Annotated in this window: 25 protein-coding genes; 12 read left to right on the top strand and 13 right to left on the bottom strand. The window is 73.1% G+C overall.

Annotated features, from left to right (window positions below; genetic code table 11):
• Positions 1 to 39 precede the first annotated feature (39 nt).
• Entirely contained in the window at positions 40 to 1,026 is a 987-nt protein-coding gene (locus tag AB0H64_RS07625; RefSeq protein WP_357622144.1) for an ABC transporter ATP-binding protein, read from the top strand.
• On the opposite strand, the gene AB0H64_RS07620 is transcribed toward AB0H64_RS07625, so the two are convergent.
• Entirely contained in the window at positions 1,005 to 2,195 is a 1,191-nt protein-coding gene (locus tag AB0H64_RS07620; RefSeq protein ID WP_357621210.1) for an FAD-dependent monooxygenase, read from the bottom strand. The genes AB0H64_RS07625 and AB0H64_RS07620 overlap by 22 nt on opposite strands.
• Before the next feature lie 73 nt (positions 2,196 to 2,268).
• On the opposite strand from AB0H64_RS07620, the gene AB0H64_RS07615 reads away from it, so the two are divergent.
• On the top strand, positions 2,269 to 2,835 hold the full coding sequence (locus tag AB0H64_RS07615) for a TetR/AcrR family transcriptional regulator (RefSeq protein ID WP_357621208.1): 567 nt from the start codon (positions 2,269 to 2,271) through the stop codon (positions 2,833 to 2,835).
• 64 nt (positions 2,836 to 2,899) lie between these two features.
• Here AB0H64_RS07615 and AB0H64_RS07610 read toward each other — a convergent pair whose 3' ends face one another.
• The 4 genes from AB0H64_RS07610 to AB0H64_RS07595 form a co-directional block, all read right to left on the bottom strand.
• Entirely contained in the window at positions 2,900 to 3,772 is an 873-nt protein-coding gene (locus tag AB0H64_RS07610; RefSeq protein ID WP_357621206.1) for an NmrA/HSCARG family protein, read from the bottom strand.
• Positions 3,773 to 4,565: 793 nt separating this feature from the next.
• A complete protein-coding gene (locus AB0H64_RS07605; protein ID WP_357621204.1) occupies positions 4,566 to 5,204 on the bottom strand; it encodes a maleylpyruvate isomerase N-terminal domain-containing protein in 639 nt (212 codons plus the stop codon).
• Between the two features lie 19 nt (positions 5,205 to 5,223).
• Positions 5,224 to 5,538 carry a multidrug efflux SMR transporter gene (locus tag AB0H64_RS07600; RefSeq protein WP_357621202.1) on the bottom strand — a complete coding sequence of 105 codons (315 nt, stop codon included), beginning with the start codon at positions 5,536 to 5,538 and terminating at the stop codon, positions 5,224 to 5,226.
• Positions 5,535 to 6,161 (bottom strand): NAD(P)H-dependent oxidoreductase, encoded by a 627-nt coding sequence (locus tag AB0H64_RS07595; protein ID WP_357621200.1) that lies wholly within the window; start codon positions 6,159 to 6,161, stop codon positions 5,535 to 5,537. The genes AB0H64_RS07600 and AB0H64_RS07595 overlap by 4 nt, the downstream gene beginning before the upstream one ends.
• A gap of 76 nt (positions 6,162 to 6,237) precedes the next feature.
• On the opposite strand from AB0H64_RS07595, the gene AB0H64_RS07590 reads away from it, so the two are divergent.
• Positions 6,238 to 6,783, top strand: coding sequence for a helix-turn-helix domain-containing protein (locus AB0H64_RS07590; RefSeq protein ID WP_355434984.1), 546 nt, complete (start codon positions 6,238 to 6,240; stop codon positions 6,781 to 6,783).
• A 236-nt stretch (positions 6,784 to 7,019) separates the two neighbouring features.
• Here the strand turns inward: AB0H64_RS07590 and AB0H64_RS07585 are convergent, their stop codons facing one another.
• From AB0H64_RS07585 to AB0H64_RS07575, 3 genes are read right to left on the bottom strand one after another with little or no spacing between them, the layout of a single operon-like run.
• Complete coding sequence (locus AB0H64_RS07585; protein ID WP_357621198.1) at positions 7,020 to 7,958, bottom strand: ribose-phosphate pyrophosphokinase; 939 nt, start codon at positions 7,956 to 7,958, stop codon at positions 7,020 to 7,022.
• Positions 7,959 to 7,976: 18 nt separating this feature from the next.
• Positions 7,977 to 8,480 carry a GNAT family N-acetyltransferase gene (locus AB0H64_RS07580; RefSeq protein ID WP_357621196.1) on the bottom strand — a complete coding sequence of 168 codons (504 nt, stop codon included), beginning with the start codon at positions 8,478 to 8,480 and terminating at the stop codon, positions 7,977 to 7,979.
• A complete protein-coding gene (locus AB0H64_RS07575; RefSeq protein WP_357621194.1) occupies positions 8,477 to 9,118 on the bottom strand; it encodes an HAD family phosphatase in 642 nt (213 codons plus the stop codon). The genes AB0H64_RS07580 and AB0H64_RS07575 overlap by 4 nt, the downstream gene beginning before the upstream one ends.
• A 136-nt stretch (positions 9,119 to 9,254) precedes the next feature.
• On the opposite strand from AB0H64_RS07575, the gene AB0H64_RS07570 reads away from it, so the two are divergent.
• On the top strand, positions 9,255 to 11,054 hold the full coding sequence (locus AB0H64_RS07570; protein ID WP_357621192.1) for an alkyl sulfatase dimerization domain-containing protein: 1,800 nt from the start codon (positions 9,255 to 9,257) through the stop codon (positions 11,052 to 11,054).
• Position 11,055: 1 nt separating this feature from the next.
• Here AB0H64_RS07570 and AB0H64_RS07565 read toward each other — a convergent pair whose 3' ends face one another.
• A complete protein-coding gene (locus AB0H64_RS07565) occupies positions 11,056 to 11,454 on the bottom strand; it encodes a hypothetical protein (protein WP_357621190.1) in 399 nt (132 codons plus the stop codon).
• A 107-nt stretch (positions 11,455 to 11,561) separates the two neighbouring features.
• Positions 11,562 to 12,545, bottom strand: coding sequence for an NAD-dependent epimerase/dehydratase family protein (locus tag AB0H64_RS07560; protein ID WP_357621188.1), 984 nt, complete (start codon positions 12,543 to 12,545; stop codon positions 11,562 to 11,564).
• 194 nt (positions 12,546 to 12,739) lie between these two features.
• Between AB0H64_RS07560 and AB0H64_RS07555 the strand changes: the two genes are divergently transcribed.
• From AB0H64_RS07555 to AB0H64_RS07545, 3 genes are all read left to right on the top strand, one after another.
• Positions 12,740 to 13,291: an RNA polymerase sigma factor gene (locus tag AB0H64_RS07555; RefSeq protein WP_357621186.1), complete on the top strand. Its 552-nt coding sequence runs from the start codon at positions 12,740 to 12,742 to the stop codon at positions 13,289 to 13,291.
• On the top strand, positions 13,284 to 14,459 hold the full coding sequence (locus AB0H64_RS07550; protein ID WP_357621184.1) for a CU044_5270 family protein: 1,176 nt from the start codon (positions 13,284 to 13,286) through the stop codon (positions 14,457 to 14,459). The genes AB0H64_RS07555 and AB0H64_RS07550 overlap by 8 nt, the downstream gene beginning before the upstream one ends.
• A 161-nt stretch (positions 14,460 to 14,620) precedes the next feature.
• Complete coding sequence (locus tag AB0H64_RS07545; protein WP_357621182.1) at positions 14,621 to 15,760, top strand: hypothetical protein; 1,140 nt, start codon at positions 14,621 to 14,623, stop codon at positions 15,758 to 15,760.
• 8 nt (positions 15,761 to 15,768) lie between these two features.
• Here AB0H64_RS07545 and AB0H64_RS07540 read toward each other — a convergent pair whose 3' ends face one another.
• On the bottom strand, positions 15,769 to 16,746 hold the full coding sequence (locus AB0H64_RS07540; RefSeq protein WP_357621180.1) for an ATP-dependent DNA ligase: 978 nt from the start codon (positions 16,744 to 16,746) through the stop codon (positions 15,769 to 15,771).
• 223 nt (positions 16,747 to 16,969) lie between these two features.
• Between AB0H64_RS07540 and AB0H64_RS07535 the strand changes: the two genes are divergently transcribed.
• Positions 16,970 to 17,383, top strand: a complete 414-nt coding sequence (locus AB0H64_RS07535) for a hypothetical protein (protein WP_357621178.1) — start codon at positions 16,970 to 16,972, stop codon at positions 17,381 to 17,383.
• A 44-nt stretch (positions 17,384 to 17,427) separates the two neighbouring features.
• On the opposite strand, the gene AB0H64_RS07530 is transcribed toward AB0H64_RS07535, so the two are convergent.
• On the bottom strand, positions 17,428 to 18,792 hold the full coding sequence (locus tag AB0H64_RS07530; protein ID WP_357621176.1) for a potassium transporter TrkG: 1,365 nt from the start codon (positions 18,790 to 18,792) through the stop codon (positions 17,428 to 17,430).
• A 106-nt stretch (positions 18,793 to 18,898) separates the two neighbouring features.
• Between AB0H64_RS07530 and AB0H64_RS07525 the strand changes: the two genes are divergently transcribed.
• From AB0H64_RS07525 to AB0H64_RS07510, 4 genes are all read left to right on the top strand, one after another.
• Positions 18,899 to 19,180: a metal-sensitive transcriptional regulator gene (locus tag AB0H64_RS07525; protein WP_310706990.1), complete on the top strand. Its 282-nt coding sequence runs from the start codon at positions 18,899 to 18,901 to the stop codon at positions 19,178 to 19,180.
• 65 nt (positions 19,181 to 19,245) lie between these two features.
• Positions 19,246 to 19,464 carry a cation transporter gene (locus AB0H64_RS07520; protein ID WP_357621173.1) on the top strand — a complete coding sequence of 73 codons (219 nt, stop codon included), beginning with the start codon at positions 19,246 to 19,248 and terminating at the stop codon, positions 19,462 to 19,464.
• Positions 19,461 to 20,498 (top strand): hypothetical protein, encoded by a 1,038-nt coding sequence (locus tag AB0H64_RS07515; protein ID WP_357621171.1) that lies wholly within the window; start codon positions 19,461 to 19,463, stop codon positions 20,496 to 20,498. Before AB0H64_RS07520 ends, AB0H64_RS07515 begins: the two co-directional genes overlap by 4 nt.
• A gap of 27 nt (positions 20,499 to 20,525) precedes the next feature.
• Entirely contained in the window at positions 20,526 to 22,790 is a 2,265-nt protein-coding gene (locus AB0H64_RS07510) for a heavy metal translocating P-type ATPase (protein ID WP_357621169.1), read from the top strand.
• 78 nt (positions 22,791 to 22,868) lie between these two features.
• Here AB0H64_RS07510 and AB0H64_RS07505 read toward each other — a convergent pair whose 3' ends face one another.
• Positions 22,869 to 24,569, bottom strand: coding sequence for a VanW family protein (locus AB0H64_RS07505; RefSeq protein ID WP_357621167.1), 1,701 nt, complete (start codon positions 24,567 to 24,569; stop codon positions 22,869 to 22,871).
• Between the last annotated feature and the right edge of the window lie 167 nt (positions 24,570 to 24,736).

The raw sequence follows: 24,736 nt of genomic DNA, 5'->3' as shown, positions 1-24,736 counted from the left end.
CAAGCCCCCGTGGAGACCGTCGGCACGGTCAGCCCCACCCTGCTGGAGGCCCGCGACCTGCACGTGGAGTTCCCCTCGCGCGGGCGGCGCGCCCGCGCCGTCGACGGGGTGGACCTCGCGATCGGCGAGGGCGAGGTCGTGGCGCTCGTCGGTGAGTCCGGCTGCGGCAAGACCACGCTCGCCCGCACGCTGCTCGGCCTCGAACGCCCCACCTCCGGCTCCGTCCTGTACGGCGGGACGGCCCTGCAGTACGGCTCCAAGGCACTCAGGGCGTACCGCCGGGAGGTGCAGCTCGTCCTGCAGGACCCGATGGGCTCGCTCAACCCGCGCCAGACCGTCTACGAGGCCGTCGCCGAGGGGCCGCGCATCCACGGCCTGGCCGGCGAGCAGGAGATCGTCGCCTCGGCGCTGTCCCGGGCCGGGCTCCGGCCGCCCGAGAGGTTCTTCCTGCGCTACCCGCACGAGCTGTCAGGCGGCCAGCGCCAGCGCGTCGTGATCGCCGGAGCGCTCGCCCTGGAGCCCAGGGTGCTGATCGCCGACGAGCCGGTGGCCTCGCTCGACGCCTCGGTGCGGGGCGAGATCCTCGCGCTGCTGCTCCGGCTGCGCGACGAGCTGGGCCTGTCGGCGCTGGTCGTCACCCACGACCTCGGCCTCGCCTGGAACATCGCTGACCGGGTGGCGGTCATGTACCTGGGCCGGATCGTCGAGTCGGGCCCGGTCGAGCAGGTGCTGACCGCGCCCCGGCACCCGTACACGCAGGCTCTGATGTCGGTGCTGCCCGAGTCGCCCGAGCGGATCGTGCTCAGCGGCGAGCCGCCGGACCCGACGCGCATCCCGGGCGGATGCCGCTTCCACGCCCGCTGCCAGGTGCTCGCCTCCGGCCGCGCGGCCGAGGCGGGGGTGGACGGCAGGTGCCGGGCGGAGCCGCTGGCCGTCCTGCCGGCGGTGCCCGTGGCCCAGGCGGCCTGCCACTACGCGGCGGCCACCACCGGCGCCGGGGACGATCAGGACTCCGCGGTCGTGTAGTCCGCCGGCGCGATGGCGTTGGCGGCGCGGTGGATGGCGCCGGCGACCCGCTCGATCATCCGGTCACGGCCGGGCAGGTGGGGGAGCAGCCTGATCATCATGAGCTGGATCCGGATGGCGAGGCGCGACCCGATCACCATCCCCTTGAGGTTGGCCGGGCCGAGCTTCTGGTTGGCCTCGACGAACGGCCGCAGCACGGTCTCGTACCGGTCGAGCGCGCCCTCGGCGCCCCGGGCCAGCTCGCCCGCCAGCACGTACGCGCCGACCAGCGCGAGGCTCGTGCCCTGCCCGGAGGCCGGCGAGGCGCAGTAGCCGGCGTCGCCCACCAGCACGACCCGGCCGCTCGACCAGCGGTCCATGTGGATCTGGCTGACCGAGTCGAAGTAGAAGTCGTCGGAGCGCCGGACGGCCTCCAGCAGCGCGGGCACCTCCCAGCCGGCTCCGGCCATGGCCTCGGCCAGCAGCTCCTTCTGCCGGGCCGTGTCGCGGTGGTCGTAGGCGAGGGGCGCTGACGACCACATGAACAGCGCCTTGGCGGTCGGGTCCTGCCGGGTGCTGTAGACGTTCGCGGTCCTGCCGGGCGCCACGTGCACGGCCTCCTCGCGGTCGAGGCCGAGATGGTTGGGGACGGTCGAGATCGAGATGTGGCAGCCGAGGTCGCGCCGGAACCTCTCCTCCTCGCCGAACACCAGCCGCCGGGTGACGGAGTGGACCCCGTCGGCCCCGATGACCAGGTCGAACCGGCGCGGTGCGGAGCGCTCGAACGTCACGGTCCCGTCCTCGGCGATCCCCGTGATCGTGTCGTCGAAGATGTACTCGACGTCGTCGCGCGTCAGGTCGTACAGCAGCTCGTTGAGGTCGCCGCGCATGATCTCCGCGTCGTCGCCGTGCCGGCCGCCGAACAGGTCGGCGTCCATGGTCGCGACGGGACGGCCACCGGCGTCGTAGTGGGTCACGTGGCGCATCTCCGTGCTCCGCGCGCGGACCGCCTCCAGCAGGCCCATGCGCTCGACCACGTCGAGCGCGACACCGCGGACGTCCACCTTGTAGCCGCCCTTACGGATCGCGGGCGCCCGCTCGACCACGGTCGGCGTGCAGCCGTGGCGGCGCAGCCAGTAGGCGGCCGTGGTGCCGGCGATGCTCGCCCCGGAGATCAGGATGTTCGTCATGCCCTGAACGGTACATCTGTGTCAGACGCTTGTCCAGAACGTATGTGTGAGACGGTTGTGCTACTCTCGCGGCATGGGAAATCGTGAGGACCTGCTGGCCGGGGCGAAGCGGTGCCTGATGGAGAAGGGCTACTCCCGCACCACCGCCCGCGACATCGCGAGCGCTTCCGGAGTGAGCCTGGCGGGCATCGGCTACCACTTCCGCTCGAAGGACGCGCTGATGAACGAGGCGCTGTTCGAGGCGATGCGGGAGTGGGGCGACGAGCTGGGCGCCACGCTGGCCGGCTCCGTGGAGCCCGGGGCCACGCCGCTGCGCCGCTTCGAGGTGGCGTGGGACCGGATCGTCGAGTCGTTCGACCGGCTCCGGCCGCTCTGGATCACCCAGTTCGAGCTGGTCGGCCAGGTGGACCATCTGCCGGAGGTGCGCGCCTACCTCGTCCAGGGGCTGCACGCGGCGCGGGACGGGCTGGCGGAGCTGTTCGCGGGCATCGACCCGGCGACGGACCCGGAGCGGGCCCGGCTGGTGGGCTCGCTGTACCAGGCCATGCTGACGGGCTTCCTGTCACAGTGGCTCCTGGACCCGTCCACCGCGCTCAAGGGCCACGAGGTGGTCCAGGCCCTCCGCCTGGCCACCGCCTGACTTTAGTGAGCCCAGCGGCACCTGCCGCGCCCCGGTCAAGTCCTCCAGCTCCACGGCATCGGGTCTAGCCCGCGAGGACCCTGTCCCAGTCCACGGTCTTGGCCCAGTCGGCGTAGCTGTGCCAGCGCACGGCGGGGTACCTGGCGTGCAGGGTCTCGATGTCCAGGAAATCGGTGTTGTTCTCGAAGCTCTCGAACATCGTGGCCACCTCCTCGCCGGCCCACTGCCGCACCATGTCCAGCGGCATCTGCTGGTAGGGGATCTCCCGGCCGAGCACCTCGCTCAGAATCCGGGCCGCCTCCTGCCCGGTGACGCGATCGGAGGCGATGTCGATCCGCTCGCCGACGAGCTCGTCGGGGTTCTCGACGGCATGGACGGCCATGCCGGCGATGTCCAGGACGCTCACCTGGTCGAGCGGCTTGCCAGGAGTCAGCGGGTTGGCGAGCACGCCGTCACCGAGCCGGCTGAAGCCGAGGTTGAGCGCGTTCTCCATGAAGTACACGGGGCCGAGCACCGTCGCGCGCACCTGCCGCTCGCGTAAGTACGCCTCGACGAGCTGCTTGCTGTCGGCGTGGTCGACGTTGGTGACCGTCAGCCGGTCGCCGCCCCGCACGGAGGAGTACACCAGGTGGACGTCGAGGCGCTCGGCGGTGTCGACGAGCAGGCGTCCCTGCGCGACCTCCTCGTCCTTGCCGCCCTCGCCGAAGGGCACCGACAGGCCGAAAACCGCGTCGGCGCCCGCGCAGGCCCGCCCGAGCGCGTCGGGATCGGCGAGGTCGCCGGTGGCGAGCCGCGCTCCCCGGGCCGACAGCGCCCTCGCGGCCGGCGACTCCTCCGAGCGCACGTACGCCACCACCTCGTGACCGCGCTCCAGAAGCAGATCGGCGACCGCGCCGCCCTGCTTGCCGGTGGCGCCTACGACGACGACTTTGGTCATGAGACATCTCCATGGTTGGGATGGGATTCGATCCAGGACATGCGGGCGCGTTCCGACCGGCCGGTCCGGCCGTGGCGCCCGCCGTCAGCGATTCTGGGACCTCAACCACAGTCGAGGTCAACCGCCGGACCGTCTGGACTCTCCCTTGGGCGCCATCCGTCAGACCGGCTTCCCGGCCCACCTCGCACGATCACCAACGTGGCGGCATGTCAGGTCCCGGCTCATGGCCAGGTCAAGCGGCCGGCAGATCTCTCACCCGAGCCACCCGATCGAGTCGTGACCCGGCGGTGCCGCCTGTTTCGCGAAGCCGAGGCTGAGGCTCGAACCCCGCGAGCGCTGCGCGCAGCCGTGGTTCATGGCACCTGGGTCGCGGACCGGTCCGGCAACGCCCACGGACGATCGGAGCAGGTTGGCACACGGCCAATCTCGGGCGAAATGCCCCAAAAGCCACGCGCTGTCGTGGAAGCCTCCACCCGCGCCCCTGGTTGGAGGCATTGAAGTCACTCGAAGCCGAGAGATGAGCGGGGAGACGTCATGTCGATCCAGCACTCCATGTCCATCCAGCACTTCGTGCCCTTCGCGTTCCGTCCGAAGGAGCGGGACGTCTCGCTGCTGGAACTCCGACAATCCAGCGACAGGCGCCGTCGCAGTAGTCGCCGTCGCAGTAGTCGTCGCCGTCACTGAGCGGTCGTCCTTCGGCACCTCGACTCTGTGCCGACGGATCGGGCGCGGGCCGCGGGGCCCGCGCCCGATGCGCTGCCGGGCCGCCGAAGCCGAGTGACGGCCCCTGGTCCTAGAACGCGCTGATCGTGGCCGGGGCGCGCTCCGTGCGGCTGAGGGTGCGGATGACGGCCGTCGCGCCGTGCCGGTGGACGGCGAGGCGGGCCAGGAGGTCCACCACCGGCTCCACGACCGACGAGGGCAGCGCCGGCGTCCCCATGCCCACGCTCGCCGCCAGGTCGTCGGAGTGGACGACCAGCTCGATCACGCGCGTCAGGAGGAAGTCGTCCAGCAGCAGCGACCAGCCCGACGGCAGGTCCAGGACCCGGTCGCCCGGCTCGGCGGGCAGGGTGACGCGCTGGCGCTCCAGCAGCTCGGCTGTGGCGGCGGCCAGCGCGGCGGGGCCGGCGGAGGCGGACTCCTCGCCGGCGCGCCTGATGCCGACGTTGATCTCGTGGTCGAGGCCCGCCTCGACCCATGGGGACCTCGCGTAGTGCTCCAGCAGGCCGATCGGCTCCGCGCCGGGCGCAGGGTCGGCGGCGAGCAGCCGGTCGACCCGGACGAGCTGGTGGGCGAGATGCCCGGCCAGGCCCGCGACGCTGAACTCGGTGAGCGCGCTCGGCTTGTCCCAGGCGGCGGCCACGGCGGGGTCGCCCAGCAGGGCCACCGCCGACTCCGCGGCCGTCAAGTAGGACGCTCTGATCTCCCCCATAAGATCCCACCCTTTCCGCCTATGTCGTGATTCGGGCCAAGACTATCCCCGCGACGATCAGGCTCAGCGCCGCCATCCGCCCCATCGAGATCGGGTCGTCGCCGAGCACGATGCCCAGCGTGATCGCCCCCACCGCGCCGATGCCGGTGAACACGGCGTACGCGGTGCCGACGGGCAGTGTGTTCATGGCCTGTGAGAGCAGCCAGACGGCGGCGGCCATCAGAGCCAGGCAGATCAGGGTGGGCACCGGGCGGGTGAAGTTCTGTGTCGGCTTGATGCTCTGGGACCAGGCCACCTCCACCAGCCCGGCGAGGAGGAGGACGAGCCAGCTCACGACGACACCGCCTTCAGGGCCGCGGCCAGCGACTCCTCGTGCTTGCCGCGCAGGTGCGCGAGTGCCGGGTCGAGCCGGGAGTTGACCAGCTCGGCGTGGAAGAACGTGACGTCCTCGACCGCGAAGTGGCCCTTGAAGAAGTCGCGCAGGTAGCGCTCCTGGTGGTCGTACGGCTCGCGCGGGGTGCCCGGGCCGTACGCGCCGCCGCGGGCGCCGGTGACCACGAACGACCGGCCCTTGAGCGACATCTTCGGGAACGTGATCTGGTCGATCCACGCCTTCAGCGACGACGGGATCGAGAAGTTGTACATCGGCGTGCCGATCAGCACCACGTCGGCCGCCACCACCTCGTCCAGCAGCGGCTTCACGATCGCCCACGCCTCGCGCCGGGCGGGGGTCCGGACCGCCTCCGCGTAGCGGGAGATGTCGGTGATCTCGTGTTCGAGGATGTGGTCGCACAGCTCGGTCCACGCCTCGCCGATGTGCGGCACGGGGTCGGCGGCCAGGTCGCGGTAGACGTACCCGGCGTCGGGGTGCGCGGCGCGCCAGGTCTCGGCGTACGCCTTCGACAGCCTGCGGGAGAACGAGGCGCGGCGCGCGCTGGCGTCCAGGTGGAGCAGCATGGTTTTTCCGATCTCTAAGCGGACACTATGTCCAGTTAACCATAACCGGACGCAATGTCCACCTAAACTGGCAGGCATGGAGAGAGCCGACGCCGCGCGCAACCGCGCCCGGATCCTCGAAGCCGCCGCCGCGCTGTTCGCCGCCAGGCCGCCGCACGAGGTGACGATGGACGACATCGCCAAGGCCGCCGGAGTGGGCCGGGGCACGCTCTACCGCCGCTACCCGGACCGCGCGTCGATCGCCGTCGCGCTGCTCGACGAGCACGAGCGGGAGCTGCAGGAGCGCCTGCTGCGCGGCGATCCGCCGCTCGGCCCGGGGGCGCCGCCGGCCGAACGGCTCGCCGCGTTCTACGCCGCGATGGTGCGGCTGCTGGAGGACCACGTCCACCTGGTGCTGGGTAGCGAGGTCGGGCGCACGCGGTTCGAGACCGGCGCGTACGGCTTCTGGCGGGCGCACGTCCGCTCGCTGCTCGTGGCGGCCGGGACCCCGCGACCCGACGCGCTCGTCGACCCGCTGCTCGCGCCGCTCGCCCCTGAGGTGTACTCCTACCAGCGCTCGGACCTCGGCCTCACCCCTGAGCAGATCACGGAGGCCCTGACCAGGCTCACCCGCGTCCTGTGACCACCGGTGACGCGAGAACCCCTGACGGCCGCGACGACGCCCCCCGTCCACGGCCGCCGGCCCCGGTCAGCCGGCGCGGGGACGAATCCGGGTCCGTGCGGTGGTGGTTTCCATGACGTGAACGATCGCGCCACCCGCGGACACGGTGCTTCCACAGTGCCGACACGGCGCTGTGACGGCGTTGACACGGCGCGGCCGACGGCGCTGTGACGGCGCTGATACGGCCCGGCCGACGATCAGGACGTGCTGAACAGGGCGCTCACCGACTCGCCGTCGTGGATGCGGCGCATGGCCTCGGCCAGGGCAGGCGCGATCGACAGGACCGTGAGCTTGTCACTCGGCTTGGGCGGCGGGACGGTGTTGGTGCAGACGATCTCGGCCACCTCGGGCAGCGAGCCGAGCCGTTCGATCGCGTCGCCCGCGAACAGGCCGTGCGTGCAGGCGATCCGCACCGAGTTGACGCCGCGCTCCCGCAGCCGGTCGAGCAGCTCGATGACCGTGCTGCCCTTGGCGATCTCGTCGTCCAGGATGATCACGTCCTTGCCGGCGACGTCGCCGATGACCGAGCTGATCACCACGCGGTCGTCGCTGAAGCGCTGCTTGGCGCCCATCGCCACCCCGGACCCGAGCAGCCGGGCGAAGGCCGCGGCCTCCTTGGCGTTGCCGAGGTCGGGGGAGACGACGACGGTGTTGGACAGGTCGTAGCGGCGGAAGTGCTTGGCCAGCTCCCGCAGCGCGTGCAGGTGGTCGACGGGCACGCTGAAGAAGCCGTGGACCTGCGGCGAGTGGAGGGTCATCGCGAGCACCCGGTCGGCGCCGGCCGCCACCATGAGGTCGGCGACGAGCCGGGCCCCGATCGAGATGCGCGGCGCGTCCTTCTTGTCGCTCCGGGCGTAGGCATAGTGAGGCAGCACCACGGTCGTGCGGGCCGCCGACGCGCCCCGGGCCGCGTCCAGCATCAGCAGCAGCTCCACGAGGTGCTCCTGTACGGGCGGCACGAGCGGCTGGATGAGGAACACGTCCCGCTCGCGGCAGTTGGCCTGGAGCTGGACCTCCAGCACGTCGTTGGCGAAGCGGTTGATCGCCACCGGGTGGAGCGGAGTCCCGAGATGGGCGCAGATCTCCTCGGCGAGCTGGGGGTGGGCGGAGCCGGAAAAAACCGTGATGTCACGCACGATTCCCAGAGGATATCTCTAGGGGTTCACGTAGTGGTGCAGCAGGGCGGGCTCGCCCGCCGCGTTCAGCCAGTCCGCCCGGCTGCTGGCCACGCGCCGCCAGCCGGTCCGCTCGTAGAACGCGATCGCGGCGCGGCCCTCGCTGGAGACCTCCAGGGCCAGGGGCGGGGCGTCGGCGGCGTGCGCGGCGCGGGCGGCGGCGAGCAGGTCGGCCGCGACGCTCCGGCCGCGGGCGCGCGGGACGACGAACAGGCGGGACACGACGGCGCTGACCGGCACGCCGACGAGCCGCGTGACGTGCTGGTCCGGCCGGGCCAGCCCGATGTGGCCGAGCACGGTCCGGCCGTCGTCGTCGACGGCCACCCACGCCCGGGCGAGGTCGTCGGGCGTGAGCCAACCGGCCGGGTCCGTGGGCCAGTCCACGGGGTAGCGGTCGGCGGCGTGGACCTCTTCCAGGGCGCGCACGCAGGCGGGCAGGTCGTCGGCGGTACGGGGGCGGATCAGGGCGGGGCGGCGGGTCATGGCTGGAGGGTCTCCGGGGTGAGCTTGCCCAGGTCGTGGACGACGAGCCAGGCCAGGTCCAGGGCGTCGGGCGCGGGCGGGTACCGGGGGTGCGGGACCGCGACGACCCGCATCCCGGCCGCGTGCGCCGACCGGAGCCCGTTGCTGGAGTCCTCCACGGCGAAGCAGGCGCGGGGGTCGACGCCCAGCCGTGCGGCGGCCTCCAGGTAGCCGTCGGGGGCGGGCTTGCCGCGCTCGACCTCCTCGGTGGAGACCGTGGCGGCGAAGCACTCGTCCAGCCCGGCGGCGTCCAGGACGACGTCGATCAGCCGCCGGGGCGAGGAGCTGGCCAGTCCGAGGGTGAAGCGACCGGCCAGCCGTCGTACGGCCTCCTGGGCGGCGGGCATCAGCGGGATGGACTCGCGGTAGCGCTCGGCCATCGCGTCCACCACCTGGCGGGCGATCTCCTCCGGCGGCCGGCCGACGCCCAGCTCGTGCAGGTACGCGGCCCACTCGCCGGTGCTCATGCCCATGAGCCGGGACTGCGTGTCGGGCTGCCACGTGCCGCCGTTGTCGGCGACGTAGGCGCGCCGTACCTCCTCCCAGACGGGTTCGGAGTCGACGAGCACCCCGTCCAGGTCGAACACACACGCTTCCACCGCGAAACCCCCATGACGATCAGTCAGCGTCCAGCCAATCACACACCGCCGCGGCCTCCCGCAGCGGTAGGGGTTTGTCCGTATTGCCAGACTCTATTGACCCTGTCCGTACCGGAAGGCGGGCATGCAGGGGAGCATGCCGGACCTTCCATTCCATGATCGTGACGACTCCGACGACGCCGGCCGTGGCTTCGTCGCCAGACTCGACCCCGGGGTGATCAGGAACATCGACGGCAGAGTCGTCTGGGACGGAGACTCCTACGCCTTCCTCCAGGAGGAGTGCCCCGAGAGCGCGCATTCCGGCCTGTGGCGGCAGGGCGGCCTCTGCGCCCGTCAGGGTCTGTACGAGGTGGCCGAGGGCGTCTACCAGGTGCGAGGGCTCGACCTGTCGAACATGACGCTGGTCGAAGGCGACACCGGTGTCGTCGTCGTCGACCCGCTCGTCTCGGTCGAGTGCGCGGCGGCGGCCCTCGGCCTGTACCGCGCGCACCGGGGCCACCGGCCCGTCACCGGTGTCGTCTACACGCACTCCCACGTGGACCACTTCGGCGGCGTGCGGGGCGTCACGAGCGGCGGCGTGCCGATCCTCGCGCCGGACGGGCTCATGGAGCACGCGGTGTCCGAGCACGTCTACGCCCGCTCCGCCGTGACGCGCCGCTCGGTCTACACGTACGGCCAGGCGCTCGAACGCTCCCCGCTCGGCCAGGTCGGCGCGGGACTCGGCCTGGCCGCCTCCACGGGCGCGATGTCGTTCATGCCGCCCACGGTGACCGTCACCCGCACCGGTCAGGAGGAGGTCGTGGACGGGGTGCGGATGGAGTTCCAGCTCATGGCCGGAGCGGGGGACCCGCCGCAGATGGCGTTCCTCCTCCCCGGCCACCGGGCCCTCTTCCTGGCCGAGAACGCCACCCGTGACCAGCACGACCTGCTGCCCCTGCACGGCGCGGCGGTCCGCGACCCCCGCGTGTGGGCCCGCTGCCTGACCGAGACGATCGCGCGGTTCGCCGGCCGCGCCGACGTCGCGCTCGCCTCACACCATTGGCCGGTCTGGGGTGCGGACGGCGTCACCCGGTTCCTGACCGGGCAGCGGGACCTGCACACGTACCTGCACGACCAGACGTTGCGCCTGATGAACAAGGGGCTCACCGCGTCGGAGATCGCCGAGACGCTGCCGCTGCCGCCGGCGCTGGAGGACGCCTGGCACACGCGCGGCTACCACGGCGCGCTCAGCCAGCACGTCCGGGCCGTCTACCAGCGCTACCTCGGCTGGTTCGACGGCAACCCCGCGCACCTGTGGGAGCACCCGCCGCGCGAGAGCGCCATCCGGTACGTCAGGTGCCTGGGCGGAGGCGGCGCCGTGGTCGAGTTCGCGCGCGGCTACATCGCCCAGGGCGACCTGCGCTTCGCCGCCCAGCTCCTCAACCACGCGGTCTTCGCCGACGAGGGCAACAAGGAGGCCCGCGACCTGCTCGCCGAGGTCTACACCAGGCTCGGGCACGGCGCGGAGAACGCCACGTGGCGCAACCTCTACCTGACGGGGGCGCTGGAGCTGGCCGACGGGATCGTGCCCGCGGTGCCCGCCGCGCAGTGCCCCGACCTGGTCGCGGCGCTTCCCGTGGACCGGATCTTCGACTCGATCGCCATCCGCCTGCACGGGCCGCGCGCCTGGAACGAGAGCCTGGCGATCGACTGGCACCTGACGGACCTGGGGGAGCGCCACCGCACGACGCTGTCGAACGGCGCGCTCGTCCGGCAGCAGGACCCGCCGGACGGGCCGGTGGACCTGACGCTGCGGCTGAGCAGGCAGCAGCTCGTCGGGCTGCTCTGCGGCCGGGGCGCGGAGGGTGTCGAGCGGGAGGGCAACATCGGGGCGCTGCAACGCCTGGTGGCCCTCCTGGACGACGCCATGCCGGACTTCCCGGTGGTCACGCCCTGAGTCACAGGCCGGTGTGGGTGATCATCAGTACGACCGACCCGCAGGCCAGCACGCTCGCGGCGAACGCGCCCGCCCACAGCGGCAGCGCCCGCGCGCAGGTGAGGGCGAGCGGGAGGACCAGCCAGACGAACGGCGGCGCGGCGGCGGCGAGCGCGGCCCAGGTCAGCACGACCGGGAGCAGGCACAGCAGCGCGAGCACCGGCCGGGCCGGGACCAGCTCGCCCTCCAGGAGCACCCAGGCGACGTACAGGCCGCCGAGCAGCGCGCCGCCCGCGGCCACGGCCGTGCCGCCGTCGCGGGCGGTCGCGGCCAGGGCGGACACCAGCAGCGCGCCGAACGCGCCGTGGGAGACCCACCGGAGCGCGCCCGGCCGCCGCGGTGAGAACAGGAATCGACTCATACGATCACCCACGGTAACCGTCGCGGAGGTGCGAGGCACTCACCGGGACCCCGCGAGTCCCCTCGGCGCCCTGTTCCGTGCAGGCGTCCGGGGCCCGCGAAAGCCGGTCAGAGGCTGAGGAGCTTGGCCTCCGCCTCCGGGGTGAGGCCCACCGGGGGGCGGCCGGGGCGGGGTGGGGCCTGGCCGCCGATGCCGGTCAGCCAGCTCCAGGTGTCGGCCACCGTCTCCTCGACCGGCCGGCACCGCAGGCCCGCCGCCACCGCCTTGGACACGTCGCCCTGGTGCATGGTCTCGTGCCCCTCGTCCACGGCCCAGATCGGCAGGTCGGTCCACTGCCGGACGCCCGCCGCGAGGACCGCGCCGGCGTCGATCCAGCGCAGCTCCGCGTCGGAGCCGGTGACCCGGACGCAGGTCTCCAGCAGCCCGCCCATCGTCGTGAACTCCGGGACGCTCACCGTGTTGTAGGCCCCGCCGAGTCCGCGCCCGGCGGCGTCGAGGCACCACAGGGCCAGGTCGCGGGCGTCGATGTACTGCAGGCCGAGGCCGGGGGAGCCGGGGGCGGGCACCGTGCCGCCCCGGGCGATGCGGCTCAGCCACCACGGCAGCCGCCCGATGTTCTCGTACGGGCCGAGGATGAGCCCGGCGCGGGCCAGCAGCGCCCGGTCGCCGAACGCGGCCACGGCCGCCAGCTCGCCACCGGCCTTGGCGCGGGCGTAGTCGACGTCGCCGCCGTCGTCGGGTGACGCCTCCACCACCGGCGCGCTCTCGTCGGCACCCGCCGCCGTCGGGTAGGGGTGGACCGAGCGGCTGGAGACGTACACGTAGTGCTCGGCCCGCCCCGCCAGCAGGTTGGCGGCGTCGCGGACGGCCGACGGCGCGGAGGACCAGGTGTCGACCACGACGTCCCACTCGCCGCGCTGGATCGCGGCCAGCCCGCCGGGGGCCGACCGGTCGCCGCGCAGAGCCCTCGCCCCCGCGGGGGCCGCCCGGGTGCCCCGGTTGAAGACCGTCACGTCGTGGCCGAGGGAGAGCGCCTCCTCGGCGAAGGCCCGGCCGACGAAGTCGGACCCGCCCAGCACCAGCAGCTTCATGCCCCCACCCTGGCGCACTGCGCCCCGCCCGGGCAGCTCCGCACGCCCACAGCGGAATCGCCCACAGCGGAAGCCGGGTGGGAAGCCCGGGTGGGAAGCCGGGTGGAGGCCGGTGAAGGCGGGGCGTGAAAGCATCGGGGCCCTCCGGGAAAGAAGGGGCGATCATCGTCCACCGACCCAGCGGAGACGCCCGCATGGCCGTTCCACCTGACCTGGCCGACCCGCCCGATCTCCGGGCCGGTTTCGAGGAGGTCTTCAACGCGCACTTCTCCGAGATCCACCGTTACATCGCCAGGCGGCTGTCGGACGACGCCGCCGACGACCTGGCGGCGGAGGTGTTCCTGGCGGCCTACCGGGGCGGCTACGACGCCTCACGCGGAGGGATGCGGCCCTGGCTGTACGGCATCGCCACCAACCTCGTCGCGCGGCACCGCCGCAGCGAGGTCCGCAGGTGGAAGGCGCTCAGCCGCACGGCCGAGCGCCCCGAGCACGACCACGAGGACGCCACGCTGGCCCGCGTGGCGGCGGGCGGGCTGACCGGCAGGCTGGCGGGGGCGCTGGCCGGGCTCAGCCGCGGAGACCGTGACGTCGTGCTGCTCAGCGTGCTGGGCGACCTCAGCCACGCCGAGGTCGCCGCAGCCCTCGGGATACCGGCGGGGACGGTCGCGTCCCGCCTCAGCCGGGCCCGCAAGAAGCTCCGGAAAGCACTCGGCGACGTCAACCCCCTGGAGGAGACCCATGGATGAGCTGAATCTCCTGGCGAGGTCACTGCCGGACGCGCCGCCGCCCCGGGCGGAGGTGGTCGAGAAGGCGCGCGCCCGGCTGGCCGCGGCCCGGCAGGAGCCGGTACGGCCGCACCGGGCGGGGCGGGCAGGGTGGCGTGGCAGGACCTGGGGCTGGACCCTGGGGACGGCCGCGGCCACGGTCGCCGTCGTCATGGCCGTCGTCGCGCTGGTCGGGAACCTGACCACCGCGCCCGCGCCACCGGTGCTCGCGCCCGACGCCGGCGCCGACGCCCTGATCCGGCTGGCGGACCGGGTCGCCCGGCTGCCCGACGACAGCGGCGCCTACTGGCGCAGGCCGCTGCTCGACAACGGGCTCATCCGGGTTCGCGCGGGCGACCAGACGTTCAACGTGCTGTACTCCAGCCGGATCGAGCTCTGGCAGCCGCGCGACCCCGGCGATCCCGTCCAGGTGGTGCGGGGGAAGACGATCACCCGCCCCGCCACACCGGCCGACGAGCGGGCCTGGCAGGCGGCCGGCTCTCCGGCGACGCTCCGGCGCGTGTGCGCGCCGGGGGACGACGAGTGCGCGAAGGTGCGGCTGCGATCCAAGCTTTCCGACTGCCTCTACACGCGCGCGGCCGAGCCGGGCGGCGTGTTCGGCGACCGGCGGCTGGGCGAGCTCACCCTCGCCGACCTCGCGGCGCTGCCGGATGACGCGGCCCGGCTTCGGGAGGCCCTGCGGACCCGCTGGGAAGGGCGCGAGGAGAGGATGGGCCGGGAGAGCTTCGACGAGTTCCTCTCCCGTGCCGGGGCTCTCCTGGAGATGCCGGTCAGGCCCTCGGTCCGGGCGGCCGCCCTGCGTCTTCTCGCGGGCCTGCCGACGACCAAGGTGCTCGGCCCGGCCGTCGACCCCCTGGGCCGCGAGGGTCTCGCGGTCACGTTCGGGAAGAGCGAGGGTTTCACCATGACGTTCGGCGCGGACGACGAAGTGCCGGAAGTGCACGCCACCATCCTGGACCCGCGGACCGGCACCGTCCTCTCCCACACCACCGCCGCGGGCGAGAGCACCGAGGGGGTCGCGAAGGGAACGATGATGTACTACCAGGCATGGGCGCCCGAGGCGGGATGGACCGGCGAGCGCCCCGAGCGGCCCCGCGCCTGCCGGCTCAGCAAGAGCGTCATCCCCTGACGGGAGCGCGGAGGGTCGGGCGGAGGCGCGGGCGGGTGACGCCGTGCCGAACCGTTCCGGCGTGCGTCGCCCGGAGTTTGACTTCCGGCCATGGACGGGCCGGACATGGTCTGTAAGGATCTTTCGAGTACTTTTCCCCCTCGGAAGGCACACGGAAGAACATGCGGGTCGCACACGTACTGCTCACGGCAGCCCTCACCGGCACCCTCGCCTCCGCCCCGGCCGTCGCGGCGCGGGCGGAGGCACGACCGATCGAGCTGCCGGCGGAGGTGAACGGCGGAGCCTGGCAGTCGGGTCACGTGCAGGGCATCGCCATCGACCAGAAGAAGGGGTACATGTACTTCTCCTTCACCAACCTCCTGGTCAAGACCGACATGAAGGGCAAGCCGGTGGGCTCGGTCACCGGGTTCACCGGCCACCTGGGCGACCTCGACTTCAACGACAAGGACGGCCGCGTCTACGGCTCGCTGGAGTACAAGGACGCCAAGGCGTTCTACATCGCCATCTTCGACGTGGACCGGATCACCAGCCTCGGCATGAACGCCGAGGGCTCCGACGTGGTGACCGCCGTCTACCTCAAGGACGTGGTGGACGACTACAGCGCCGACATGAACGGCGACGGCGTCTTCGACGGCAACACGGGCAACACCCCCGACCACCGCTACGGGTGCAGCGGCATCGACGGCGTCGCCTTCGGGCCGGAGTTCGGCAAGCGCGGCGGCCGGCAGAAGCTGACCGTCGCCTACGGCATCTACTCCAACACCACGCGCCAGGACAACGACCACCAGGTCATCCTCCAGTACGACATCCGCGACTGGCGCCGGTACGAGCGCCCGCTCACCCAGGCCCAGCCGCACACGGCCGGCCCGGAGCGGGCGGACGGCAAGTACTTCGTCCGCACCGGCAACACCACCTACGGCGTGCAGAACCTGGAGTACGACCGCCGGTCGGGCAACTGGCTGATGGCCGTCTACAAGGGGGTCAAGCCGCAGTTCCCGAACTATTCGCTGTTCGTGGTCGACGGCTCCGCCCGCCCGGTGGAGGGCCCGATCGAGGGGCAGCCGCAGCCGGAGCGGGGCGCGCTCCTGCCGCTGCTGCGTCAGGGCCTGCACCACGACGCGACCGACGTGTGGGGATGGGAGTCGGGTGGCCAGTACGGCCTGGCCTCACTCGACGACGGCCGCTTCTACCTGGCCAAGGACGGCAAGATCGTGGAGGACGGCGTGACCAAGCAGACCGGCGTCGCCCAGCTCCACCGCTGGACCGGCCAGGCCCCGACCCCGTTCGAGCAGGTCCAGTAGGGACGAGGTCACTCCCCCCGGCGGGCACGGGCGCGGCGCTTGCCCTCGTGCATGGCCTGCACCCGTGCCACCGGGATCGTGTGCCCCTCCTCGACCAGGCCGGCGGGCAGCCGCTGCGGCGGCGGCATCAGCTCCGCCCACGGGTCGCGGCCGTCCAGCAGCCCCGGCACGGACCGGACGGTGAAGTCGCGCGGACTCACCTCTTCGAGGTCCGCCCAGGGCACCGGGAACGACACCGGCACGCCCGGCCGGACGCGCGGGCTGTAGGCCGCCACCACCGTCGCGCCGCCCGCCCGGGTCGAGTCGATGAACACCTTGCCCTCGCGGTCCTCCCGGATGAACGCCGTCGTGGCCAGCTCCGGGTCGAGGCGCGCGGCCCGGGCGCCCAGAGCGCGGGTGGCCGCCGCCAGGTCCTCCGCCGAGACGCCCTCCTCCACGGGCACGAACACGTGCGTGCCCTTGGCGCCGCTGGTCTTGACCGCCCCGGCCAGGCCGGCGTCGGCGAGCGCCTGCCGGACGAGCAGGGCCGCGCGCACGGCGAGGTCGAACGCGCCGCCCTCCGGCGGGTCGAGGTCGAGCACCAGATGGGTGGGGACGCCGGCACGCGCCAGCGCCGGGTGGTACTCGACCGCCCGCTGGTTGGCGAACCACAGCAGCGTGCGCCGGTCGTCGCACAGGGCGTACGACACCTGCCGGTGCGATGCCTCGGCCCAGACGGAGACCGTGCGCACCCAGGACGGGGCGTACTTGGGGACGTTCTTCTGCATGAAGGCCGGTTGGCCGGGGCGGACCCGCACGACCGACAGGGGGCGCTCGCGCAGGGCGGGCAGTATCCGGTCGCTCACGGCGTCGAGGTAGTCGACCAGGTCCCGTTTCGTGGTGCCGGACCCGTCGAACAGCGGCTGGTCCAGGTTGGTCAGCGGCACACCGTCGCGCGTCTCATCGCTGCTCACCAGCCCCACCCTGCCCGCCTCACGGCTCGTCACGCAACACCTCCACGTACTCCTCTGAGCCGTTCACCGGGATGCCTCGTCACGCTGCTCCGCCGGGTGGGCTGTCGGCCCCAGGTGTAACGTCGGCACCTCGCGCCACTCGGCTCTCCCGCCGGGCGAAGGTCTGCCGGGCGCGACACGCCGCGTCTGCTCGGGGGAGGCGAATTGTGGTGTTTTGGGCGGGGGTGGGGACGGTATTCCGCTTGTGGGGGGTGCCATGAAACAGATCGTTGCCGCTGGTCTCGGGGTGGTGGTCATGCTCGGCCTGTGCGCCGCCTCGGCGCGGGCCGACGGGGATCTTCGCGACCTGGGCTCGGCGAGTGCCGACGTCGGGGCCGCTGCGGACGGTGACGGCGATGGGCAGGACGTCAGCAGCCGCCAGTACCGGATCCTGCTCCGCCAGTGCTCGTACGCGAACACGCACGGAGCGCGCGCCCGCTGCCGTTCCCACGTGAGGAGCACCTACCGCATCGGCGCGACCGACCCGTCGCTGGACTGCCGGACCTACTCCGGCGTGACGGTGTGCGGGAAGCTCATGCTGAGCCGGTCCGAGCGCGCCTGCGTCAGGGACTCGCTCACGAAGGGGCTGTCCTACCGGCGCTCCGAGGTGGAGTGCTACGCCTTCCTCTGAAAGGTGCCGGCTCTCGTGGCGAGGCTGCCCCCGGGCGGAGATCCTCAGCCGACGATCACCCGTTCCTCCGGCAGCTCGTAGCGGCGGGTGCGGTCCTTCAGGGCCAGCGCCGACCCAAGCGTGAGCGGCCCGATCCGGCCGGCGAACATGAGCGCCACGAGCAGCACGTGCCCGGCGGTCGTCACGTCGGCGGTGATGCCGGTGGACATGCCTGCCGTGCCGAAGGCCGCCACCACCTCGAACAGCACCCGGTCCAGACCGTGCGGCGTCAGGACCAGCAGCACGTACGTCGAGACGACGACGAGCGCCATGCCCATCGCCGAGATCGACACGGCCTGCCGCTGCGCCGACTCGGGCAGCCGCCGCCGCCCGACCGCGACGTGCCGCTCGCCCCGCAGCTCGGCCCAGATGACGAACGCCAGCAGCCCGAACGTGGTCACCTTGATCCCGCCCGCGGTGCCCGCGCTGCCGCCGCCGACGAACATCAGCACCTCGGTCACCAGCCAGCTCGACGGCTGCATCTGGGCGATGTCCAGGCTGTTGAAGCCGGCCGAGCGCGCCATGACCGAGGTGAAGAAGGCCGCCAGCAGCTTGCCGCCGTCGTCCAGCGGGGCCAGCGTCGCCGGGTTGCGCCACTCGGTGGTGAGGTACGCCAGCGTGCCCGCCCCCAGCAGGATGAGCGTCGCCCCGACCGTGACGCGGGTGATGACCGACCACCGGCTCGGCCGCCGCCAGGAGCGCAGCAGCTCGAACACGACCGGGAAGCCGAGCCCGCCCACGATCACGGCCGCGGACACCGTCAGGCAGATCCACGGGTCGGCCACGAACCGCATCAGGCTGTCCGGCCACAGCCCGAACCCGGCGTTGTTGAACGCCGACACCGCGTGGAAGGCCCCAAGGTAGAGGGCCCGGGACAGCGGCTCGTCGTACCCGGCGACGAAGCGGGCGGTGAGCACGACGGCGATGACGACCTCACAGGCGAGGCTGAAGAGCGCCACCTTGCGCACCAGCCGCCGCACCTCGGCCATGCTGAGGGCCTTGGTCTCGGCCTGGGCGAACAGCCGCGCCCGCAGCCCGAGCCGTCCGGCGACGAGCACGGTGAACAGGGTGGCCAGCGTCATGATGCCCAGCCCGCCCGCCTGGACCAGCCCGGCGATCACCACCTCGCCGAAGACGGACCAGTGGGAGGCGGTGTCCACCACCACCAGCCCGGTCACGGACACGGCGGAGGTGGCGGTGAACAGCGCCGTCACCAGGCCGGCGGACTCGCCGGTCGTGGTGGCCACGGGCAGCGAGAGCAGCCCCGTGCCGAGAGTGATCGCCGCGCCGAACCCGGTGGCGATGACCTGCGCGGGGTGGTGGAACCGGTCGAGGAGGAGGGACGAGTAACGTCCGGCGCGCCGTCTCATCGCGCAAACCGTAACAGCCCCCGCGGCAGGCTCCGCGGCCCCCGTCGGAATACCGTAGGGGGGTACCGTGTTAGGGTGGGTGACAGCAAGGGAGAGGGGGATCGGCATGGCGGGATACTCCGCACGCAAGGACGACCACAGCCGGCGGCTGCGCCGGATCGAGGGGCAGGTCCGCGGTCTGCAGCGGATGGTGGAGGACGACAAGTACTGCATCGACGTCCTGACCCAGGTGTCGGCGGCCACCAGTGCCCTCCAGTCGTTCGCCCTCTCCATGCTGGAGGAGCACCTGGCCCACTGCGTCGCCGAGGCCACCCGCGAGGGCGGGCCCGAGGCGCAGGCCAAGGTCAAGGAGGCGTCCGACGCGATCGCGCGGCTCGTCCGCTCGTGACCCGGCATCGATTTCCGTTCTGAGTTCAGCGTTCTTCCACTGACGTTTTCGAGGAGTGATTCGGTATGGCCACCACCACCGCTACCTACACCGTCAAGGGCATGACCTGCGGCCACTGCGTCAGCTCGGTGAAGGAGGAGGTCGGCGAGGTGCCCGGCGTGACGGGTGTCGAGGTCGACCTGGCGAGCGGGCTGCTGACCGTCGGCAGCGAGCAGCCGATCGAGCCGGAGCGCATCGTGTCCGCCGTCGAGGAGGCCGGTTACACGGTGGAGAGTGCGTCGTGAACACGGCAGGCAGACTCGGGCTGTACGCCCTGGGGCTGGCTGTGGCGTTCGGCGGGGCGTTCGGTGTCGGCGGCGCCGTGGGCGACCCGGGCGCGCCGGGGACCGCGGTCCCCGGCGCCCACGCCGAGCAGGCCGGAGGAGGCCACGGCAGCGAAGGCCACGGCAGCGAGGGCCAGGGCATACGGGTACAGGCAGGTGCGGTGGATACCCCCGGGGGGCTTCAAGTGTCGGAGAGCGGCTACACCTTCGTCCCGCTGACCGGCGAGATCCGGCCCGGCGAGCCCACCGACTTCCGCTTCGCCGTGACCGGCCCCGGCGGGGGCAACGTCACCGGCTTCGACGTGCGCCACGACAAGCGGCTCCACCTCATCGTGGCCTCGCGCGACCTGACGACGTTCCAGCACGTTCATCCGGAGATGTCGGCCGACGGCGTCTGGACGGTCAAGCTGACGCTGCCCGCCGCGGGCGCCTACCGGGCCTTCGCCGACTTCACGCCCACCGGCGGCCCCGCGCTGACCCTCGGCGCCGACCTGTTCGTGGCCGGCGGCTACACGCCCCGGCCGCTGCCCGCGGCGAGCCGTACGACGACCGTGGACGGCTACACGGTGGAGCTGGCCGGCGACCTGATCCCCGGCCGGTCGAGCCGGCTGGCGCTCAAGGTGACCAAGGCCGGCGAGCCGGTCACCGACCTGCAGCCGTATCTCGGGGCGTACGGGCACCTCGTCGCCCTGCGCGGCGGCGACCTGGCCTACCTGCACGTCCACCCGGAGGGCACGCCCGGCGACGGCGTCACCAAGGCCGGTCCCGAGATCGTCTTCTACGCCGAGGCGCCGAGCGGCGGCGACTACCGCCTGTTCCTGGACTTCCAGCACCAGGGCCAGGTGCGCACCGCGGCGTTCACCGTCCACGCCGGCCCGTCCGGCGCGCAGCCGGCGCCGAGCACCACGCCGAGCACCACGCCGAGCGGCAAGCCCGCCGGCACGCCGAGCGCCGGCGAGGGCGACCACGCCGACCAGGGCGAGCACGCGCACTGAGCGCGGGACGCGACGAAAGGAGAGGCGATGTCCCCCATCACGGAGTCTCCCATCACCGGTGAGAGGCCGCACGACGCGGTCGAGCTGTCGATCGGCGGCATGACCTGCGCGTCCTGCGCCAACCGCATCGAGCGCAAGCTGAACAAGCTGGACGGCGTGACCGCCACGGTCAACTACGCCACCGAGAAGGCCAAGGTGACCTTCCCCGGCGGGCTCGACCCCCAGGTCCTGGTCGCGGAGGTGGAGAAGGCCGGCTACAGCGCCGCGCTCCCCGCTCCACCGGCGCCCGAGACCGACGAGCCGCGAGAGCCGGAAGCGGCCCAGGACGAGCTCGCGCCGCTGCGGGCCCGGCTGATCACCGCCGTGGTGCTGAGCGTCCCGGTGATCGCCATGGCGATGGTGCCGCCGCTGCAGTTCGCCAACTGGCAGTGGCTGTCGCTCACGCTGGCCGCGCCGGTCGTGGTCTACGCGGGCTGGCCGTTCCACAAGGCCGCCTGGACCAACCTGCGGCACGGCGCGGCGACGATGGACACGCTGATCTCGGGCGGCACGCTGGCCGCCTTCGGCTGGTCGCTGTGGGCGCTGTTCTTCGGCACGGCCGGCATGCCCGGCATGACGCACCCGTTCGAGCTGACGATCGCCCGCACCGACGGCTCGGGCAACATCTACCTGGAGACCGCGGCGGCGGTGACCGCGTTCATCCTGGCCGGGCGCTACTTCGAGGCCCGCTCCAAGCGGCGGGCCGGTGCGGCGCTGCGGGCGCTGATGGAGCTGGGCGCCAAGGACGTGGCCGTGCTGCGCGACGGCGCCGAGGTGCGCGTCCCGGTCTCGCGGCTGGCCGCCGGCGACCGGTTCGTGGTCCGGCCGGGCGAGAAGATCGCCACGGACGGCGTGATCGAGGAGGGCACCTCCGCAATCGACGCCTCGATGCTGACGGGCGAGTCCGTCCCGGTCGAGGTACGGCCGGGCGACGCGGTCACCGGCGCCACCGTCAACGCGGGCGGCCGGCTGGTCGTGCGCGCCACCCGGGTCGGCTCCGACACCCAGCTCGCCCAGATGGCCAGGCTCGTGGAGGAGGCGCAGACCGGCAAGGCGCAGGTGCAGCGGCTGGCCGACCGGATCTCCGGCGTGTTCGTGCCCATCGTGATCGCGCTGTCGCTGGGCACGCTCGGCTTCTGGCTCGGCGCGGGCGCGGGCCCGGCGGCGGCCTTCACCGCCGCGGTGGCCGTGCTCATCATCGCCTGCCCGTGCGCCCTGGGCCTGGCCACCCCGACCGCGCTGCTGGTCGGCACGGGCCGGGGCGCCCAGCTCGGCATCCTCATCAAGGGGCCGGAGGTGCTGGAGTCGACCCGCCGGGTGGACACCGTCGTCCTGGACAAGACGGGCACCGTCACCGAGGGCCGGATGACGCTGGTCGAGACGCACGTCGCCGACGGCGAGGACGAGACCGAGGTGCTGCGCCTGGCCGGCGCTCTGGAGAACGCCTCCGAGCACCCCATCGCCCGGGCCGTCGCCCGGGGCGCGGCCGAGCGGGCCGGCGAGCTGCCCGTGCCCGAGGACTTCGCCAACGTCGAGGGCCTGGGCGTGCAGGGGATCGTGGACGGGCACGCCGTGCTCGTCGGCCGGCCCCGGCTGCTGGCCGAGTGGTCCCAGCACCTGCCGCCGGACCTGGAGCGGGCGCTGGACAAGGCGCAGGAGGCCGGTCGCACGGCCGTGGCGGTCGGATGGGACGGCAAGGCCCGCGCGGTGCTCGTCGTGGCCGACGTGGTCAAGCCCACCTCGGCCGAGGCGATCCGGCGGCTGCGGGCGCTCGGCCTGAAGCCGGTGCTGCTGACCGGCGACAACGAGGCCGTCGCGCGGAGCGTGGCCGCCGAGGTCGGCATCGACGAGGTCATCGCCGAGGTGCTGCCCCAGGACAAGGTGGACGTCGTCAAGCGGCTCCAGTCCGAGGGCAGGTCGGTGGCCATGGTCGGCGACGGGGTCAACGACGCCGCCGCGCTGGCCCAGGCCGACCTGGGCCTGGCCATGGGCACCGGCACGGACGTGGCCATCGAGGCGTCCGATCTCACGCTCGTGCGGGGCGACCTCCGCGTGGCGGCGGACGCGATCCGGCTGTCGCGGCGGACGTTGCGTACGATCAAGGGGAACCTGTTCTGGGCGTTCGCCTACAACGTGGCCGCCCTGCCGCTGGCCGCCATGGGGCTGCTCAACCCCATGATCGCCGGTGCCGCGATGGCGTTCTCCAGCGTCTTCGTGGTCAGCAACAGCCTGCGGCTGCGCGGGTTCAGGTGATCGACGCGCAGCCGCCCGAGAGCGGCCGAGGCGGCCGGTGACGAGAAGGTCCCGGCCGCCTCGGCTCTGTTCTCCCGGTCAGGTGCAGGTCAGGCGGGGTTCGGGGGCGTACACGGTGTGGAGCTTCTGCTCGCGCACGACCTCGCCGCCCTTCCTGAGGATCCGCCACACGTCGATCGCGAAGCCCTGCACCCCGCCCATCGGCAGGCAGTCCGGTCCCGAGTCCGTGAGCGTGGGGAAGTCCTTGACGGCGTAGCGGGACGAGCTGCGCGACTCGACGTCGTACCGCTTGGTGCTCCAGAACTCGACCGTGACCGACGTCTTCGTGTATGACGTCCTGATCAGCACCCCGTACGGCGAGTCGTTGCGCCAGCGGAAGTCCGGCTGCGGGAACGACACCGTGGACTCCCGGCCCGCCGGGTAGCGGGAGATGTAGAACTGGTGGGGCGTGTGCCGCACGTCCTCGAACCCGCCGAAGAACACCGCGTTGAACATCGTCGTCGCGAACTGCGACACGCCTCCGCCCACGTCGTCGACGAAGCGGCCGTTCAGGATCATCGGCGCCTCGACGAAGCCGCGCGCCCGGTCGCGCCTGCCCACCAGCCCGTTCAGCGAGAACGTCGCGCCCGGCCGCACCACGTGGCCGTCGACCAGGTCGGCGATGCGGTGGATGTTCGTGACGCGGGGCGCGCAGCAGGGGTGGCGCGTGGTGAACGAGCTGACCTTCTCCCTGATGCCGAGCGCGCGTGCCCGCTCGGTCGTCAGGGACGGCTGCACGCTCGTGAGGGGGACGCCGGCCGTGCGGGCGCCGGCCGCGAGGGCCGCCGAGACGGCACGGCCGAGCGTCCCGGTGTCCACGCCGCTGCCCGGCCGGCCCGGCACCACCGAGGGGTGGCCCTTGGCGATCGTGAAGCCCGCGTCCTCGGGCCGCCGTGCGGCCGGCACCAGCTCGTCCCGCACCTCGGCGGCGACGTCGCGAGCGTCGTACGACGGCCGCAGCCCGCCCCGCCCGTCCGCGACGAACCGCAGGTGAGCCGCGAGGCGCGACCGTGACAGGGTGGCCCGCCTCCCGCCCGCCGTCAGCGTCAGCGGCGCCGCCACGGCGGTGCGCGCCGCGGAGCGGGCGACCGCGCGGGCCTCGTCCGCCGTCACGGACGGAGCCACCAGGCGCACCGGCAGCGCGACCGACGCCCGCCGGGCCAGGAAGGCGTCGCGGATCATCCGCGCGGCGGCGGCCCGGTCCAGGGCGCGTCCCGCCTCGGGCAGCACCGGCCGCGGCTCCAGCCCCCGGTAGCGGACGCCGCCCTCCCGCGGCGCCCGATCGACGGTACGGGCGAGGTCCGCGACCTTCCGGGCCAGCAGCCGCTCGTCCACCCGGGCCCGCGGCGGCACCGTACGGCTGCCGATCAAGGCGCGGGTGACTCCGGCCGGGGTGGCGGCGCCGTCCATGGCCGCCGCGACCGTGGCCGGGGCGTCGAACGCGAGGCCCAGTCCGGCGGGCGTCACGGTGACGGTCCTGCCGGCCACGCCGAGCGCCAGGCGGCCCGGCCGGGCGAACGCCTCCTCCAGCCGGGCCCGCGCCGTGCCGGGCGAGAGGCCGCCGATGTCCACGCCGCCGGCCGTGGTCCGCGGCGGCACCTCACCGGCCAGCACCACCGCCGGCACCCCGTACGCGAGGAGCGCTCCGGCGGTGAGGGCGGCGAGCACCACGCCGGCGCGTCCCCGGCCGGTCGAGGGCAGCCCTCTGCGCCCCCTGGGGCGGCGGGTCAGCCGGCTCACCGGCCGCGATCCCAGGTCCTGACCCGCCGTGGAGCGGCCCCCGGCCGGCTGCCCCACCCTGCGCTGACTCGCGGTGCGCTGAGTCGCGGTGGACTGACTCGCGGTGGACTGACTCGCGGTGGTCTGACTCGCCGTGCGCTGATTGTCCATGCGCGACTTGTCCATGC

Origin of the sequence: Nonomuraea sp. NPDC050733, assembly GCF_040654215.1 — a bacterium.
GTDB lineage: Bacteria > Actinomycetota > Actinomycetes > Streptosporangiales > Streptosporangiaceae > Nonomuraea.
This window is presented reverse-complemented; position numbering and strand designations above follow the sequence as displayed.